This window comes from Bacillus sp. JJ783 (genome assembly GCF_036963225.1).
Classification (GTDB): domain Bacteria; phylum Bacillota; class Bacilli; order Bacillales; family Bacillaceae_G; genus Bacillus_A; species Bacillus_A cereus_U.
Genome location: NZ_JBALMG010000011.1, coordinates 1 through 14,637 on the forward strand (window position 1 = coordinate 1; position 14,637 = coordinate 14,637).

Sequence of the window (14,637 nt, forward strand, 5' to 3'; positions counted from 1 at the left end):
CTTAGAAACCTTAAAGAGTGTTTTTACGCATTAAACAAATTGTCCAATTATATACTAAATGAAAAATTCACATACTTCTCACAAATCAATTATTAAACCGATTCTATTTTAATTTATACTAAATGTACAAGTAATACTCCCTAACCCTAGCTTGTCTGGTTATCCCGTTAAATACTATGAAAAAAGAACTTGTATCGTATACAAGTTCTTTTTTTTCGCTTATTTAAATAATATATCCTTACTATATTGCTTTCCGACGAGTAAGTCATATTGAATAAACTCATATTGCTTTAACATCTCTTTTTGTTTCGCTGTTAAACCTTTTATTGCTTCTCCGTCTTTTCCTATCCTCAATTCGTCACGAAGTACGGGAATTTCTTCATATAACTTCGATAAAAATTGATAGAATGGTGCCTTATTTAATCCAGCATAATCAAAGACAAGATTTGAAAAATAAATTGGACTTACTAAGCCTAAATTGTCATTTGGAATATCAAAATTTGCATACATTAATAACGGCGTTTGTGCCATCGCTAATCGTTCACTTGGCGTTTTTTCATTTGTTATATAACCAGTCTCTTTATAAAGAGATTTATTTATTCCTAACGATGGGAGATGATCGCCAAAGAATACTAGTAATGTAGGTCTATCTAAATTATCTAGTTGCTCTATTAAATATTGAAGAGCTTCATCTGAACGTCTTAAACCTTCTGTATAAGTCTCTAATTCAGCCTTCGATTCTTCATTTTCTAAACCACTAATTTCTATTTGATTTTCGCCAAATCTTCCTTCTGTAAATGGAAAATGATTTTGCATCGTAACCGCATGAATAAAAGTAGGTTGTTTTTGCTTCTCTAATTCAGCTATTATCTCTTTACTCATAGATAAATCGCTAATATAATCTCCATCAACTTCTACATTCTCCATCGTATCTTGTGCATTAAACTTATCAAATCCTAACACTTTATATACATCATCCCGTTTAAAGAATGAGCGACCGAACGAATGAATTGCACTTGTATAATACCCTTCTTTTTTCAACGCTCGAGGAATTGATGGAACTTCTTTCTTATTTGTAACGACTTGCTGATACGGTATAGAGCCTGGTTTCAACAAACTCATTGAATAACTCGTTAATGCCTCAAATTCAACGTTCGCAGTATTTCCTCCAAATGTAGGAGAAATAGTTTGTCCACCAGGAAAACTTTCTATATAATGATGCAAATTAGGTAAAGGATCTTCACTAAAGGAAAGGTTCGTTAATTTCGTTGGATCCCAAAACGACTCGCTCATTAAAAAAATAATATTTGGTTTCTCTTTTTGCTTCTGCGCCCCTATATTGCTACTATATTTTTTCTTTATATCGTTTGCTATTTGAATCATATTTTCTTTTGAATAATCTTTCGGCTTTTCAATGACTGTCGTATCTAAATTACTTATAAATCCTAATACAAAACCATTTGAAGCATAATTTTCATTTTGATCCCACAAAACGAACTCTATACCCGACTTTTGAAACAATTTATTCATAAACGTATTCGTAAAATTACCATACGCATATAAAACAAAAATGGATCCTATTATAAATAGAACTCGTACGCCTACATGAACTTTTACATTTTGAATATATTTCCTTATATACATACCCGCTAAAATACAGGCAACAACACTTACAATAACGAGAAGAATATAACCCCAACTAAAATAATCCATCACCATTGGTATAACAGATTGCATATGTCCAATCTGTGTAAAATCAGAAGGATATAGTGGGTCTCCCCTAAAAACAATTTTAAAGTGATTTACAATAGCCAAAATGATTAGCAAAATGCTTGTCAAGATAGTACTCAAAAAAACTTTCCCAAGCACGTTATACACAAAAACATATATCGCATAAATTACAATTAAACTAAATATAAACTGTGCGTTATAATTGTAAATCCAATTCAGTGTATTTACGAAATCCATATTATTTTGCGTAAAAATAAAAAGCAAAGTAACCGCATGGGCTACTAAAAACATTCTAATATAAATCCTAATAATCGGTTTAAATTTATTAACTATATCTTTATTTAAATACGCAACATACAGTAGTACAATCCAAATCAAAATTGTCATTATACTTAAAACAACCTTTTGATTTAACATATCTTTCATCCTACCTAAACTAAAATATCTTAAAATCAAGAAAAGTGTGGGTACAACATATAAGGTTACTACACCACTTAAAATCACTGAAATTAATATATTTCTTCTTGGCTGATGAAATGAAAAATTATCCCTCAATTCATTCCCTCTTTTCTGTTTATTAATTTCACCCCGCACCGTAAAAATACTTCCTATAAAAATAACATATAACGTGTATTTCGTCTTCCTAATTGCTTTTACTATAAATATATTTTCTTAATTATCCCTTAACCATCAGTTAAATTTTGGATTTCAACCTATGGAGTATTGAAAAATCAAATTACTACGCTCCACTTTATGATATAATAACTATGTTTTGGAAAACCTTAATACTATTAGGAATTTCCCATGAAAATACGAAAGAATTAATAAAAAAGGAGATGCTCATTCTTGCTAAATAAGTTTAAAAGTTTACCTAAAGCGGTATATGCAATTTTGGCGCTTTCTTTCCTGTTGCACGTTTTTTGTCTAGTAAAACAGCCAGGATTAGATGGAGAGTTAGTCAAAGTAACATATGGTGCAAATGATGCGTTTAACTATTCGTTAACAGCTGAACAATTATTAAAACATGGTGTATTTGGCTATGTTTATTTAGAACCTAGTGAAGTTCCTGGAAAAAATGCTTATATCACACCAGGTCAACCACTATTATTAGCTGGCGCTATGATTATTTCTGATGTTACATCACTTCCATACTATTACGTAGCAACTGTCATTAATATGATACTGAACCTCTGTACAGTGTTATTAGTATTTTTAATAGGAAAAGAGTTGTTTGAAAAAAACATTTATGGGATTGTTGCGAGTATTTTATATGCTATTTATCCAAGTAACTATACATACTTCCGTACATTATTGACCGAAGTTCCTTCAATATTCTTATTAGCGTTAAGTGTATATGTATTTGTTCTCGCATGGAAATACAATAAAGTAAAATTCCATATATGGTTTGGAATTGTTGTTGCTATTTTACTTATGTTCCGTCCAAACCCAGCTCCAATGATGCTCATTCCTGTTCTTGTCGTCTTGTTCACATATGGATTTAAAGACTCAATTCGAATTGGATTATTATGGTTCATTGGCCCGTTCCTTATTATCGGCGCCTGGGTTGTTCGTAACTATTTAGCGCTTCATCAATTTATCTTATTCTCAACGCAAGGTGCAGACCCATTAATTGCCGGTGCAGATCCGTTTAACAAAATTGGCTATGAAAATGTAGTTAATCAAATGAAAGCCCAAGGCTTAGATGATAAAGGGGCATACGCAAAAGATTTAATCAAAAATGGATTTAAAACGGATTTCACATATTGGTTCTCTTGGTTCACTGTTGGTAAAACAATTGAGTTATTCAAAACAGCTCCTGCTGTAGACCAATACCGTATTCATAACTTTATACAAATGTGCCATAGAGTCTTTGTCATTGGTACATTTTTGAGCAGTTTCTGCTTCATGCTAAATTCATTTAAACATAAACGCGTTATGATGCTAGTAGCAAGTTCTGTTATTTACATCATCTTCTCAAACTTATTCTTAGCAATTAATCGCTACGGATTTTTCATTAACCCTCTTATGTGCTTAATTCTTGCATATGGGTTAGTTTACGCTGTGCAGAAGCTTCCATTTTTCCGCACTAACCAAGCATAATAAAAAAGAGGTCGTCCAAAGATGGACGATCTCTTTTTTATTTACCCAACACTTTGAACACGGCCAAGTTGTCCATCTTGTAATCGAACTTTAATTCCATGCGTATGTGTTTCACTATTTGTTAAAATATCTTTCACAACACCACCCACTGTTTTACTATAATCTGTATCTAATTGGATAACCACATGTGAACCGACCGAAATTTGCGATCTTGTCGGTTTCCCACCTGTTGCTTGTCTTGTTTTTTCTTGTTTTTGTGTTCTCTCTTGTTGTGCAGACTGCTGTTGCTGAATCTTCTGCTGTTCTTGCTTACGTTTTTCTTCCTCTACTCTTTGCTGCTCTTCTTGCTTACGCTTTTCTTCTTCTACTCTTTGTTGTTCTTCTTGCTTACGCTTTTCTTCTTCTACTTTTTGCTGCTCTTCTTGCTTACGTTTTTCTTCTTCTACTCTTTGTTGTTCTTCTTGCTTACGCTTTTCTTCAGCCTTCTTATCTTCTTCAATTTTCTTCTCATCTATTTTCTGTTCTTCCGCTGCCTTCATGTCCTCTTCATCTTTACAAGCTGTTAAAGCAACTACGCATAAGCCTGTAAGTAAAAATAATAATAATTTCTTTAACATTAAAAAATCCTCCTATATATACATTACAAATAATGACCTTTAATAGAATAGCAAATATGTATGAACTCCCTTGTCGTAATTTGTCGTATATATTGAATTTCCCATATAACAAAAGAACCTGTCATGTGACAGGTTCTTTTCGTTATTTATTATGAACGGGAAAAATGATGAAATGATTAGCATGTTTACTATACAAGAGGAAGCATCCATAGTTTCCATATGATACACACGATTACTATAAAAATAAAATCAAACAAATCTAATCTCGGACCCTTTTTCATAGTCATATCTAACCACATATGAACCAATTTCAATCTTTTGTATTTATGAATATTTTTCTTTGCAAATCGGTAAGTAAGCACCCTCAGGATAAAAACTCCGGCTACGCAAATACATAATAAAATGAGAAATCCAATCACGAAATTCCTTCCTATTTTTGCAGCGTTCTTTCTACTATATGGTTCTTCAAAACCCATTCCTCAAACTGAGCACTTCCAAATTCCCAGCTCAAATCACGAGCATGTACAGAAAAAACGTAATAACCGGCATATTCGTCCATAAACATTCCTGCCCCTACATCATCTTTTTGAATACCGTATACTCCAAAATTAAAATACACATCCCACACGTCTTCATGCTTCCTCTTATAAGCAATCGATTCCATATCACATTCAGTTCCGAAATAATCAAGATGTAAATGTACGCTATCATCGTATTCGTAATCCATTTTATCACCCCTTATATTTGTACTTCTTTATTACCTAAAAAATTCCTGCTATCTATACTCACATATGGGCACTTACCTACATATTATGCTTGTAGATTGACTTCTAGGAGGTGTCATATAGTGAAAAAATTAATAACCGTTTTTTGCATCATGTTACTAGCTGTTTTCACATTCGCTGCTTGTAGTAGTACAAAGGAAAGTACGAAAGAAGAAGTTCAAAAAATTCGCGTTGGCGAAGTTACCCACTCTCTTTTTTACGCACCTTTATATGTTGGAATTGAAAAAGGATTTTTTAAAGATGAAGGTTTAAATATTGACTTACAAACAACAGCTGGCGGAGATAAAACGATGACCGCCCTTTTATCTGGCGGAATTGATATTGCGCTCGTCGGTTCAGAAACGTCTATTTATGTTCATCAACAAGGAGCAAAAGATCCTGTCATTAATTTCGCACAGCTTACACAAACAGATGGCACATTTTTAGTTTCACGTAAAAAATTAAACTCTTTTAATTGGAATGACGTAAAAGGTGTTACGTTTTTAGGACAGCGTAAAGGCGGCATGCCACAAATGGTTGGAGAATATGTTTTAAAGAAAAATGGCATTGACCCTCACAAAGATACGAACTTAATTCAAAATATCGAGTTTGCTAATATTGCAAATGCTTTTGCATCTGGTACGGGAGAATTTGTACAGCTCTTTGAACCGACTGCAAGTATACTTGAAAAAGAAGGAAAAGGTTATATCGTCGCGTCTTTCGGAGCTGAATCTGGTACTGTCCCTTATACAACGTTTATGGCAAAAGAAAGTTTCTTAAAGAAAGATAAAGCTGCTGCAGAAAAATTCACTCGCGCACTATATAAAGCGCAGCAATGGGTTGATACTCATAGTCCCGAAGAAATTGCCAATGCTGTTTCACCACTATTTAAAGACACTTCAAAAGACATTTCAGTGAAAGTAATTGAGCGCTACAAAAAACAACATTCTTATGCGACAAATCCATTATTAGATGATGCAGAATGGAAACAGCTCCAAACGATTATGAAAGAATCTGGTGAATTACAAAAAGAAGTTCCACATGAAGCGCTCGTCAATACAAAAATTGCCGAAAGCGTTATTAAGAAATAGAGGCGAAGTGTATGAGCTTTTTACAAATACGTAACGTTTCTCACTGCTTTTTTGCAAAAGAAAATGCCAAACTTATTCTTGAAGATATGAGTTTGCACGTAGAAGAAGGGGAATTCATTTCAATCCTTGGCCCAAGTGGTTGCGGAAAAACAACGCTCCTCTCCATCATCGCAGGGCTACTTAATCCAATTGAAGGTATCGTATTTTTAGATGGTGAACCGATTACAACTAAGACCCCATCTATGGGCTATATGCTCCAGCAGGATTACTTGTTTCCGTGGAAAACGATTGAAGAAAATATTATGCTCGGACTTCATATTCGAAAGATTTATGATGAAAATACGAAAGAACATACATTAAAGCTTTTACAACAAGTCGGCCTATATGATATAGAACAGCAATACCCACGTGAACTATCCGGCGGTATGCGCCAACGTGCTGCCCTCGTTCGAACATTAGCGACCGATCCAAAAATTTTATTGCTAGATGAACCATTTTCCGCACTTGATTATCAAACAAAATTAAAACTAGAAGATCTCGTCTTCACATTACTACGTAACTATAAGAAAACATCCCTACTTGTGACACATGATATTGAAGAAGCAATTGCGATGAGTGATCGTATTTATTTGCTGCAGGCGAACCCTGGAAAAATTGCAAAGACGTTCATCGTCCCAGAAAGTATCCGTTCCTTATCGCCATTAGAAGCACGCTACCACCATGACTTCCCATCCCTCTTCCAAGAAATATGGAAGGAGTTGGAACGACTTGGATAATATAAAACAACTACATGAGCAGTTTCGAAAAAAAGAAAGACAACATGCATGGTTAGCTCGCTCTTTACAACTTGTACTTCTTGTTCTTTTCTTTGCACTATGGGAAATAGCTAGTAAAAAAGAATGGATTGATCCTTTACTCTTTAGCTCTCCTTCAAGTATTTGGGATCTCTTTCTAACGAAATGGATTGACGGTTCCCTTTGGATTCACATATGGACGACATTACTTGAAACAGGAGTAGGCTTCATTCTCGGAACAGTACTCGGAGCTATTATCGCCACTTTCCTTTGGTGGATGCCACTTTTGGCCCGCGTACTTGATCCTTATCTCGTCGTCCTAAATGCAATGCCAAAAGTTGCACTCGGTCCAATCATCATTGTTATTTTCGGTCCAAACATTTCATCTTCTATCGCAATGGGCGTAATCATTTCCATCATCATTACTATTCTCGTTATTTACAGCGCATTTCAAGAAGTCGATTCCAACTATATTAAGGTCATGGACACATTTGGCGCAAATAAATGGCAATGCTATAAGCACGTTATTCTCCCTTCATCTTTCCCTGCAATTATTTCAACGTTAAAAGTGAATGTTGGCTTATCATGGGTCGGTGTTATTTTCGGGGAACTCCTCGTTTCTAAACAAGGACTTGGCTATTTAATTAGCTACGGATTCCAAGTCTTTAACTTCACACTCGTCTTACTCAGTGTATTGCTCACTTGCGTCCTCGCAACTCTTATGTATGTATTTGTCGAGGCATTTGAAAAACTCCTTATTGGAAAACGAAAAAAAAGCTGACTTAGAGCGATACGCTAGAGTCAGCTTCTTTCCGTTACCTTTTGTCACACATTTTTGAATCATCTGTAACATTTCCGTTAGCAACCGTAACTGTATGGAAACAATCTTTCACACGCACCGTAACGACATTATCTTTTCGATCAATAATATGATAATCATTAAACTCTTTATTTAATGCACTACGAATTTGCTCCCCTTCAAAAATCGGAAAACCGTGAGACATTACCCAAATGAGACCAGCAACAGCAAGAATCGTTTTCATACGTTTCATTACCTCCTCGAGAGTAAACTTATAGCCCCTATACTATGCGCATTATAATTGTGTCTAATTTGTGACGTTTTTATACTAATTCTATTTTAATGATTCAGTTCCTTCTTCTTTTTTAAAAAAGACAGAATTTTCAATTTTATCAACATAAAAAAACGCAAAGAACAGAACGTCCTCGCGTTTTCATTTAATCGATCAAAAATTTATCGACTTACCAACAAATAATTACCACTAAACTATGACTGCTCTATATCCCTTGAAATATCATATAATCCAGCTAACACTTCCGCTCTCATTTTTACAAGCTCGGGGAATTGATAGAAAAAGGAAATTTTTTTATATTTTAATTCTGTTCCTTCTTTCACCTTTTTTGAATCTTGTAAAATAAACGCTGTAAATGTATCCGCAATATCCTCTGCTACATTTGTCGTCCCATACAGTGAAACAAACTCACCATGCTTTTCCTTAAAAAATTCAATTTGAGCTTCTTCGCTTTCTTCCACTTTCTTTTCTGTCCACTCCTGATCAATTGGTTTCCAGAACAAATTATAAAATTGATTTATATAAGAGCTCTCCTTCGCACATCCTTCTTGTAAGAAAAGAGATTTACATTTATTTTGGTATGATGAAATATCTTTATCTTCTTCAAAAGCCTTTAAGTACTTTTCATTTACTGGTATTTGTTTATGTCCCAGTGTCAATACGTGAGCCGTCTCATGTATTAATGTTTTCATCACTTGATCGATATTTACTGCTGAATCAAGCGTATCTAAACTAATGGTCCACTCTTTCGGATACTCCATACTCGGCATAACGTGGGCGACAATTCCGTCGTAACCATCTGTTACCATGTCAAACTCTTTTATGTCAGTGCGATACTTAGCTGGAATAAGCGTGCTATACATCTCCCATAACGATTCATGATAATCCCTATCTTGACGTTGCTTTAATACTTCTTCTTTCGCGTCCTTATCATCCGCAAAAGCCTTATTCAATCGTTTGCGATCTAGTTTATCGAAATAAGGATCTACAATTTCATCACCATCAATATAATACGAAGCTAAAAAGAAATAATTTTCATCATCCTCTTTTTTCATTTCTGCTTCTTTCATATCGTTACTTGAATGTCCTTCTAAATCATAATCCTCTAGTACTTCAAGTTCTGAAAGTCCATCTATCTTTTTATATACTTTTTGAAGCGTCTTATCACCTATTTGTGTGCATTCTTCTGTCGTTTCGCACACATCTTTTTTCTCTCTTTTCGAAGTTTTTTCCGCCATATCACATCCAGCTACTAAGCAAATTGAAAGTATAAAACAAACTAATTTCCCACCATACAGTTCTTTCATTTGAACCTCCGTCGTTACAGTCTACAAAAATATGATAATCATTTTTTCACAAATATGCGATAATTATTTATAAAAACTTTGAGGAGGTTACATATGATTCATGCGGTGTTATTTGATTTGGACGGGACACTATTAGATCGTCGTCAATCTTTAGTACGATTTATTCACGACCAATACAATCGCTTTTCTCTTCATTTTATAAACATAGAACAAGCCGAGTATTGCTCTCGTTTTCTTGAACTCGATAATAATGGATATACGTGGAAAGATAAAGTATACGATTCTCTTCTTTCTGAATACGGCATTACCACTTTAACATCAGAACAACTGCTGCATGACTACATTACAAACTTTCAACATCACTGCATTCCCTTCCCAAACATGCATGAATTACTTCAACAACTAACGCAGCAAAACATTAAAATCGGTATTATTACAAACGGCTTTACTGATTTCCAAATGAACAACCTTCGAGCACTAAACATACATACGTATACAAACACAATTCTCATTTCAGAAGCAGAAGGAATTAAGAAACCACACCGAGAAATTTTCGAACGAGCTTTGCAAAAGCTAAATGTTAAAGCAGAAGAATGTCTTTACGTTGGAGATCATCCAGAAAATGACGTAATAGGAGCTGAAAATGTTGGACTTCATGGCGTTTGGAAGAAAGATTCGTTTTGGGGTGACTTTGAACATTCACGTGTAGTGGATGATTTGTTGGAGGTTCTTTCGTTTTTAGAGCTGAAGGTAAAAACAATACAATAGTAAATAAATTATATCAGCGATTTTTCGAATATATCGACCGCAACTCAAAATATATCAGCGATTTTTGAAATATATCGACCGCAACTCAAAATATATCGGCGATTTTTGAAATATATCGATTTACCGACAAAAAGTGACAATAGTAAGTGGATACTTTCATTCCCAAATGCCTCCCTAAAAGTAAAGATATATTCACACCATTTTTGGGTATTTAATCAAAAAAAGAAACCGGCCATTTTACTTCGTAAAACAGCCGATTTCTTCTATATGTTTCATCGTACGCGCTAATACATCATCGCGCATAATAAAGCTAAATTTTCTATCAGTTTTAATATTATCAGGAATGTCTTTTAATAAAACAGACCCTTTCGTTTCTTCGTAATGCGTATGCTGCTCTACCGCACTAATTGTTGCAAAATAAATGTTTTTAATGATTATTTTGTCTTTTCCGGATACTTTGTATTGCCCTAAGTAAGTTAAATCAGAAACTATGCCGCCGGTTTCCTCATGAACTTCTCGAACTGCCGCTTCTTCCGGTGTTTCCCCGAGTTCTACTTTACCACCTGGAAATTCAAGACCACGGCGTAAATGATGCGTTAATAACCATTGATCCCCGTACCGGCATACAACCCAAACATGCTTTGGCTCAGGAGAAAATGGGTAACGTTCAAACGATAATTGTACAGTGTTGTGGTAATAATCTTTAAATTTGTACATGCCATTACTCCCCTATTGATGATTACAAGTTTTTCCTACCACAAATTGTAGCATATTCTCGCTTTTCTGCATAATATTATCCAATTACAATCCATTGATTATTCCCATTTGCGCGACTAATTCTTTCGTTTCATGATTCCCTAGATCATAAATCATTTTATATGCTTTTTGTAGTTGTTCATCATATCGATCATTATTCGAATCGTGATGATACTCAACGAATGGAACGTGGGAGCGTACATACGAACCTAAGTCCTCTTCATACGCTTGATCAAAATACTCTCTTAACTCCGTAATCTCTTCGTCATTTGCGTAAATTTCAAAATTATACGTATCCGCCGTCTTCACTTGTGAAATTTGACCATTTCCAACTGATATATAATATGTTTTTTTATTCTCCATGTAACACCCTTCTTTCATCCTTTTAATTTCTATTGTTTTCATCAATTACAAAATTATGTAAAATAAAGAAAAGGAGGGATTTCATGCTCAAAATATTAATTATCGGCATTATAATCGTACTGATCGTATTAGTACTCTCCGTTATGACGATCAATAAAGGTTACGCATATAAACATTCCGTTGATAAACCAGAAGATAATCCTTACTCGAAAGATAATAAGGAGAACTCGTAGTATACTTCGTATCGTAATCGCACTCACGGTGATAATTATGTCGGCAATTGGGCTCTATACAGATCAAAATAACTTTCTACCACTTTCACAATTTCTATTAGGGGTTTTAATGTTTCTCATCGCAATTGAGCAAATAAAAAAGAAGGAGGATCCTTTATGTTAAAAGGATTTCGAATTACTTTTTCACTTATCGCTTTATCTATAGCAATCTATAGTTTTATCAGCGGCAACAGAGACATTATGCCTTACATGTTTATTCCCTTAGGATTGATGGCTTTCACTATATGTCTAGAAGAAATAAAAAAACATAGACAATCTAGTGGCACACTTGCTTTCATAGCTGGCGCTGCTGTTTTATTACTTGGTTTCTCAGAAATATTTCGTTAAATAGTTTATTTAAAGGAGGTATACAATGCTAACTGGATTACGGATTTTTCTCATGTTTTTCACGCTTATCATACTCTCTCTTTGCACTTATTCTCTTATTACTGATAATTTCACCCTTCTCCCGTACATACAATTTACTCTCATTTGTTCCTTTATTCTTCTAGGAATTAATGAACTGAAATCCGGACGAAAATCAATGAGTATTCCGTATTTTTTCGTTTCTAGTCTTATGCTCTTCATTATAATATCGAACTACTTTCGCTACTTGTAGAATGAAACTTTAAGTACCCACTGGCTATTACTTTTTACGAACTGTTAATAAATTGGAGGATAATTTTTTAAAAAAGGTGGAGAATAGTATGCTAAAAACATTTCGCATTATATCCGCTCTTATCGTCATCGCTCTCGCCCTATCCGGAATGTTTAGAAACCCACTTGTTACGATCCCCTATATGCTTATTGCCTTATCTATTATGACTTTCATCATGAGCGCAGAAGAAAAACAGAAAGGAAAGAAAGTACATAGTACACTCTCCTTCTTCTCTGGCGTATTTACTTTAATCGTTGCTATTATAATTATGATCTCTCGATAACTAACTCTTTCTACTTAAAAGGGGCTAAAATGCAGATAAAACAAATACAACTAATCATCGTTTTTATTACTTTAATTCTATGTTTATACAGCACATTTACAATGAACTTCCAAATCTTTTCACCTATCATTTTGTTTCTCTTTAGTTTATATGGCATTTTAGTAGGAATTGAGACGATTCAAAAAAAGCAAAAGCAAATTGGATTCATTAGCATCGATTTAAGTCTTTTTACGATTGTTTTTGTTATTCCATTTATACTGTTCTTCTAAAGGAGGATTTCATGTTAAAAAACTTTCGAATTATAATAGCTACTATCGCTCTTATTCTCGCTCTACTTAACCTCTTTGCAAACTTCTCTATGCTTTTACCATTCGTATTTATCCTTTTAAGTATTATGTTTATCCTTTTTGGAATTGATGAAATAAAACAACAGCAAAAAGCAAAAGCATTTGTTTATTTTCTCGGTTCTGCCTTTATTTTATATGTTGGGGTGTCTAGTATACTTTCATAAAAAGAAGAGCAAGTTTTCTCTTAACAAAATAAAAAAACTGCCCTTTCACAGGCAGTTTTTTCCTTCTATCCAAACACTTTCTCAAGTTCATCTTTATCTTGGCTTAGCCAGAAGTTCATTAAGCGTTGTGCCCCTTCTAAGTCATGAAGCTTCGCTTGGCCACACTGCGTTTCATTTGCAGCTGGAATTTCTGTAATTTGAACCGCATCTTTTAATGTTAGTTCTAATAAATCAATGATTTCTCGAACCGTCGGTGTTCCGCTTACAACAAGGTAATACCCTGTTTGGCAGCCCATTGGTGAAATATCGATAATATCAAAATGCGGATAACGATCAATATATTTACGTAAATTAAATGCTAATAAATGTTCTAACGTATGAATAACATCTGGTTTCATTGCTTGTTTATTCGGTTGGCAGAAACGAATATCAAATTTATTTACAATACCGTCACTACCTACATTGTGGACTCCGCAATGTCTTACATAAGGCGCCTTTACAATCGTATGGTCTAATTCAAAGCTTTCTACTGATGGCATACAACATCTCTCCCGCTTTTAATTTAATTCCGTTATATCCAATATGATATAACGGAAATCGACATTAGTAAAGAATTATGTACGGTCGTGCTATAATACTTTAAGACTATGCTGAAAAGGAGACCATTATGAAACAGATTTTTATCGGTATTATACGCTTTTATCAAAAGTTCATTTCTCCGATGACACCGCCAACGTGCCGCTTTCATCCGACTTGCTCTCATTATGGATTAGAAGCATTTCAAAAACACGGTGCCTTCAAAGGATTTTGGCTTACATGTAAGCGTATATTAAAATGTCACCCTTTCCATCCAGGAGGATTTGATCCTGTCCCAGATAAAAAGGATGACAAAGTAAATTCTTAATTGTCGTAGCCATTCACAACTACATCTAATTTTCCTGTGTCAGGGTGAATAACAAGACCGTGAACAGGCACTTCTTCAGGAAGTAACGGATGGTTGCGAAGTACTGATACACTATGTTCTACACTTTCTTCTACACTAGAGAACCCTCGTAAGAATTGTTCTAAATCAATTCCAGAATAACGAAGTGTATCTAATTTTTCTTCTGTTACACCGCGCTCTTTCATTTTTTCGATCGTACTGCTTGCTTGAATTTTTGCCATACCACAATCGTGGTGACCAACAACACATACTTCTTCAGCACCAAGTTCATATACAGCAACTAAAATACTACGCATAATACTTCCAAATGGATGCGAAATAACCGCGCCTGCTACTTTAATAATTTTCACATCACCGTTACGCATATTCATTGCTTTCGGTAATAATTCAACAAGACGTGTATCCATACAAGAGATAATTACCATTTTTTTATTTGGAAATTTCCCAGCTACAAACTCTTCATATTTCTTCTCTTCAACGAATTTTTCATTGTACTGCAAAATCTCTTCTAATGACTTCATAGTAAAAACCCTCTTTTCTCTCATTTACACTACATAGCTAGTGTACCAAAATATGAAAAACTCAAAA

The 14,637-nt window shown here is 34.4% G+C and carries 21 protein-coding genes; 11 read left to right on the top strand and 10 right to left on the bottom strand.

Going from position 1 to position 14,637, the window contains the following annotated elements; genetic code table 11:
* Positions 1-219 precede the first annotated feature (219 nt).
* Complete coding sequence (locus V7038_RS02965) at positions 220-2,286, bottom strand: LTA synthase family protein (RefSeq protein WP_335469083.1); 2,067 nt, start codon at positions 2,284-2,286, stop codon at positions 220-222.
* Between the two features lie 291 nt (positions 2,287-2,577).
* Here V7038_RS02965 and V7038_RS02970 point away from each other — a divergent pair, with 291 nt between their 5' ends.
* A complete protein-coding gene (locus V7038_RS02970) occupies positions 2,578-3,831 on the top strand; it encodes a glycosyltransferase family 39 protein (protein WP_002112438.1) in 1,254 nt (417 codons plus the stop codon).
* A 41-nt stretch (positions 3,832-3,872) separates the two neighbouring features.
* On the opposite strand, the gene V7038_RS02975 is transcribed toward V7038_RS02970, so the two are convergent.
* The 3 genes from V7038_RS02975 to V7038_RS02985 form a co-directional block, all read right to left on the bottom strand.
* Complete coding sequence (locus tag V7038_RS02975) at positions 3,873-4,448, bottom strand: YwbE family protein (RefSeq protein ID WP_335469086.1); 576 nt, start codon at positions 4,446-4,448, stop codon at positions 3,873-3,875.
* A gap of 188 nt (positions 4,449-4,636) precedes the next feature.
* The gene (locus tag V7038_RS02980) at positions 4,637-4,867 is read right to left on the bottom strand and encodes a hypothetical protein (protein WP_070129101.1); all 231 of its coding nucleotides are present in this window, start codon (positions 4,865-4,867) and stop codon (positions 4,637-4,639) included.
* Positions 4,868-4,878: 11 nt separating this feature from the next.
* Positions 4,879-5,175 carry a DUF3986 family protein gene (locus V7038_RS02985; RefSeq protein WP_002112440.1) on the bottom strand — a complete coding sequence of 99 codons (297 nt, stop codon included), beginning with the start codon at positions 5,173-5,175 and terminating at the stop codon, positions 4,879-4,881.
* Between the two features lie 120 nt (positions 5,176-5,295).
* Between V7038_RS02985 and V7038_RS02990 the strand changes: the two genes are divergently transcribed.
* The 3 genes from V7038_RS02990 to V7038_RS03000 are packed head-to-tail and all read left to right on the top strand — an operon-like array spanning position 5,296 to position 7,878.
* On the top strand, positions 5,296-6,303 hold the full coding sequence (locus tag V7038_RS02990; RefSeq protein ID WP_070129102.1) for an ABC transporter substrate-binding protein: 1,008 nt from the start codon (positions 5,296-5,298) through the stop codon (positions 6,301-6,303).
* An 11-nt stretch (positions 6,304-6,314) separates the two neighbouring features.
* On the top strand, positions 6,315-7,079 hold the full coding sequence (locus V7038_RS02995) for an ABC transporter ATP-binding protein (protein WP_335469094.1): 765 nt from the start codon (positions 6,315-6,317) through the stop codon (positions 7,077-7,079).
* Positions 7,072-7,878, top strand: a complete 807-nt coding sequence (locus V7038_RS03000; RefSeq protein WP_105585939.1) for an ABC transporter permease — start codon at positions 7,072-7,074, stop codon at positions 7,876-7,878. Before V7038_RS02995 ends, V7038_RS03000 begins: the two co-directional genes overlap by 8 nt.
* Positions 7,879-7,912: 34 nt before the next feature.
* Here the strand turns inward: V7038_RS03000 and V7038_RS03005 are convergent, their stop codons facing one another.
* Both V7038_RS03005 and V7038_RS03010 read right to left on the bottom strand, forming a co-directional pair.
* Entirely contained in the window at positions 7,913-8,140 is a 228-nt protein-coding gene (locus tag V7038_RS03005; RefSeq protein ID WP_002089142.1) for a hypothetical protein, read from the bottom strand.
* Positions 8,141-8,382: 242 nt separating this feature from the next.
* Positions 8,383-9,495, bottom strand: a complete 1,113-nt coding sequence (locus V7038_RS03010; protein ID WP_335469098.1) for a recombinase family protein — start codon at positions 9,493-9,495, stop codon at positions 8,383-8,385.
* Between the two features lie 93 nt (positions 9,496-9,588).
* Between V7038_RS03010 and V7038_RS03015 the strand changes: the two genes are divergently transcribed.
* A complete protein-coding gene (locus tag V7038_RS03015) occupies positions 9,589-10,263 on the top strand; it encodes an HAD family hydrolase (protein WP_002112447.1) in 675 nt (224 codons plus the stop codon).
* Between the two features lie 237 nt (positions 10,264-10,500).
* On the opposite strand, the gene mutTA is transcribed toward V7038_RS03015, so the two are convergent.
* Together mutTA and V7038_RS03025 are read right to left on the bottom strand one after the other, a co-directional pair.
* Positions 10,501-10,980 (bottom strand): antimutator 8-oxo-(dGTP/GTP)ase, encoded by a 480-nt coding sequence (gene mutTA / locus V7038_RS03020; RefSeq protein ID WP_002015736.1) that lies wholly within the window; start codon positions 10,978-10,980, stop codon positions 10,501-10,503.
* 84 nt (positions 10,981-11,064) lie between these two features.
* Positions 11,065-11,382 (bottom strand): hypothetical protein, encoded by a 318-nt coding sequence (locus V7038_RS03025; protein WP_002089150.1) that lies wholly within the window; start codon positions 11,380-11,382, stop codon positions 11,065-11,067.
* A gap of 83 nt (positions 11,383-11,465) precedes the next feature.
* Between V7038_RS03025 and ytzI the strand changes: the two genes are divergently transcribed.
* The 5 genes from ytzI to V7038_RS03050 all read left to right on the top strand — a co-directional run bounded on the left by ytzI (position 11,466) and on the right by V7038_RS03050 (position 13,106).
* Positions 11,466-11,615 carry a YtzI protein gene (gene ytzI, locus V7038_RS03030; RefSeq protein ID WP_002112449.1) on the top strand — a complete coding sequence of 50 codons (150 nt, stop codon included), beginning with the start codon at positions 11,466-11,468 and terminating at the stop codon, positions 11,613-11,615.
* A 156-nt stretch (positions 11,616-11,771) separates the two neighbouring features.
* The gene (locus V7038_RS03035) at positions 11,772-12,002 is read left to right on the top strand and encodes a YczI family protein (protein WP_070140038.1); all 231 of its coding nucleotides are present in this window, start codon (positions 11,772-11,774) and stop codon (positions 12,000-12,002) included.
* A 359-nt stretch (positions 12,003-12,361) separates the two neighbouring features.
* A complete protein-coding gene (locus V7038_RS03040; protein WP_002112451.1) occupies positions 12,362-12,595 on the top strand; it encodes a hypothetical protein in 234 nt (77 codons plus the stop codon).
* A gap of 29 nt (positions 12,596-12,624) precedes the next feature.
* Entirely contained in the window at positions 12,625-12,864 is a 240-nt protein-coding gene (locus V7038_RS03045; protein WP_002112457.1) for a hypothetical protein, read from the top strand.
* A gap of 11 nt (positions 12,865-12,875) precedes the next feature.
* Entirely contained in the window at positions 12,876-13,106 is a 231-nt protein-coding gene (locus V7038_RS03050; protein WP_002112459.1) for a YczI family protein, read from the top strand.
* A gap of 65 nt (positions 13,107-13,171) precedes the next feature.
* Here V7038_RS03050 and luxS read toward each other — a convergent pair whose 3' ends face one another.
* Positions 13,172-13,645, bottom strand: a complete 474-nt coding sequence (gene luxS / locus V7038_RS03055) for an S-ribosylhomocysteine lyase LuxS (protein ID WP_001141371.1) — start codon at positions 13,643-13,645, stop codon at positions 13,172-13,174.
* 128 nt (positions 13,646-13,773) lie between these two features.
* On the opposite strand from luxS, the gene yidD reads away from it, so the two are divergent.
* Positions 13,774-14,010 (top strand): membrane protein insertion efficiency factor YidD, encoded by a 237-nt coding sequence (yidD, locus tag V7038_RS03060; protein WP_002112460.1) that lies wholly within the window; start codon positions 13,774-13,776, stop codon positions 14,008-14,010.
* Here the strand turns inward: yidD and V7038_RS03065 are convergent.
* Positions 14,007-14,570 carry a beta-class carbonic anhydrase gene (locus V7038_RS03065; RefSeq protein WP_002112461.1) on the bottom strand — a complete coding sequence of 188 codons (564 nt, stop codon included), beginning with the start codon at positions 14,568-14,570 and terminating at the stop codon, positions 14,007-14,009. The genes yidD and V7038_RS03065 overlap by 4 nt on opposite strands.
* Positions 14,571-14,637 lie beyond the last annotated feature (67 nt).

Bases quoted from the DNA above. Each gene is read 5' to 3' on its own strand.
- V7038_RS02975 (WP_335469086.1), bottom strand. From the start codon at position 4,448: ATGTTAAAGAAATTATTATTATTTTTACTTACAGGCTTATGCGTAGTT.
- V7038_RS02985 (WP_002112440.1), bottom strand. From the start codon at position 5,175: ATGGATTACGAATACGATGATAGCGTACATTTACATCTTGATTATTTC.
- V7038_RS02995 (WP_335469094.1), top strand. From the start codon at position 6,315: ATGAGCTTTTTACAAATACGTAACGTTTCTCACTGCTTTTTTGCAAAA.
- V7038_RS03005 (WP_002089142.1), bottom strand. From the start codon at position 8,140: ATGAAAACGATTCTTGCTGTTGCTGGTCTCATTTGGGTAATGTCTCAC.
- V7038_RS03010 (WP_335469098.1), bottom strand. From the start codon at position 9,495: ATGAAAGAACTGTATGGTGGGAAATTAGTTTGTTTTATACTTTCAATT.
- V7038_RS03015 (WP_002112447.1), top strand. From the start codon at position 9,589: ATGATTCATGCGGTGTTATTTGATTTGGACGGGACACTATTAGATCGT.
- mutTA (WP_002015736.1), bottom strand. From the start codon at position 10,980: ATGTACAAATTTAAAGATTATTACCACAACACTGTACAATTATCGTTT.
- V7038_RS03025 (WP_002089150.1), bottom strand. From the start codon at position 11,382: ATGGAGAATAAAAAAACATATTATATATCAGTTGGAAATGGTCAAATT.
- ytzI (WP_002112449.1), top strand. From the start codon at position 11,466: ATGCTCAAAATATTAATTATCGGCATTATAATCGTACTGATCGTATTA.
- V7038_RS03035 (WP_070140038.1), top strand. From the start codon at position 11,772: ATGTTAAAAGGATTTCGAATTACTTTTTCACTTATCGCTTTATCTATA.
- V7038_RS03040 (WP_002112451.1), top strand. From the start codon at position 12,362: ATGCTAAAAACATTTCGCATTATATCCGCTCTTATCGTCATCGCTCTC.
- V7038_RS03045 (WP_002112457.1), top strand. From the start codon at position 12,625: ATGCAGATAAAACAAATACAACTAATCATCGTTTTTATTACTTTAATT.
- V7038_RS03050 (WP_002112459.1), top strand. From the start codon at position 12,876: ATGTTAAAAAACTTTCGAATTATAATAGCTACTATCGCTCTTATTCTC.
- luxS (WP_001141371.1), bottom strand. From the start codon at position 13,645: ATGCCATCAGTAGAAAGCTTTGAATTAGACCATACGATTGTAAAGGCG.
- yidD (WP_002112460.1), top strand. From the start codon at position 13,774: ATGAAACAGATTTTTATCGGTATTATACGCTTTTATCAAAAGTTCATT.
- V7038_RS03065 (WP_002112461.1), bottom strand. From the start codon at position 14,570: ATGAAGTCATTAGAAGAGATTTTGCAGTACAATGAAAAATTCGTTGAA.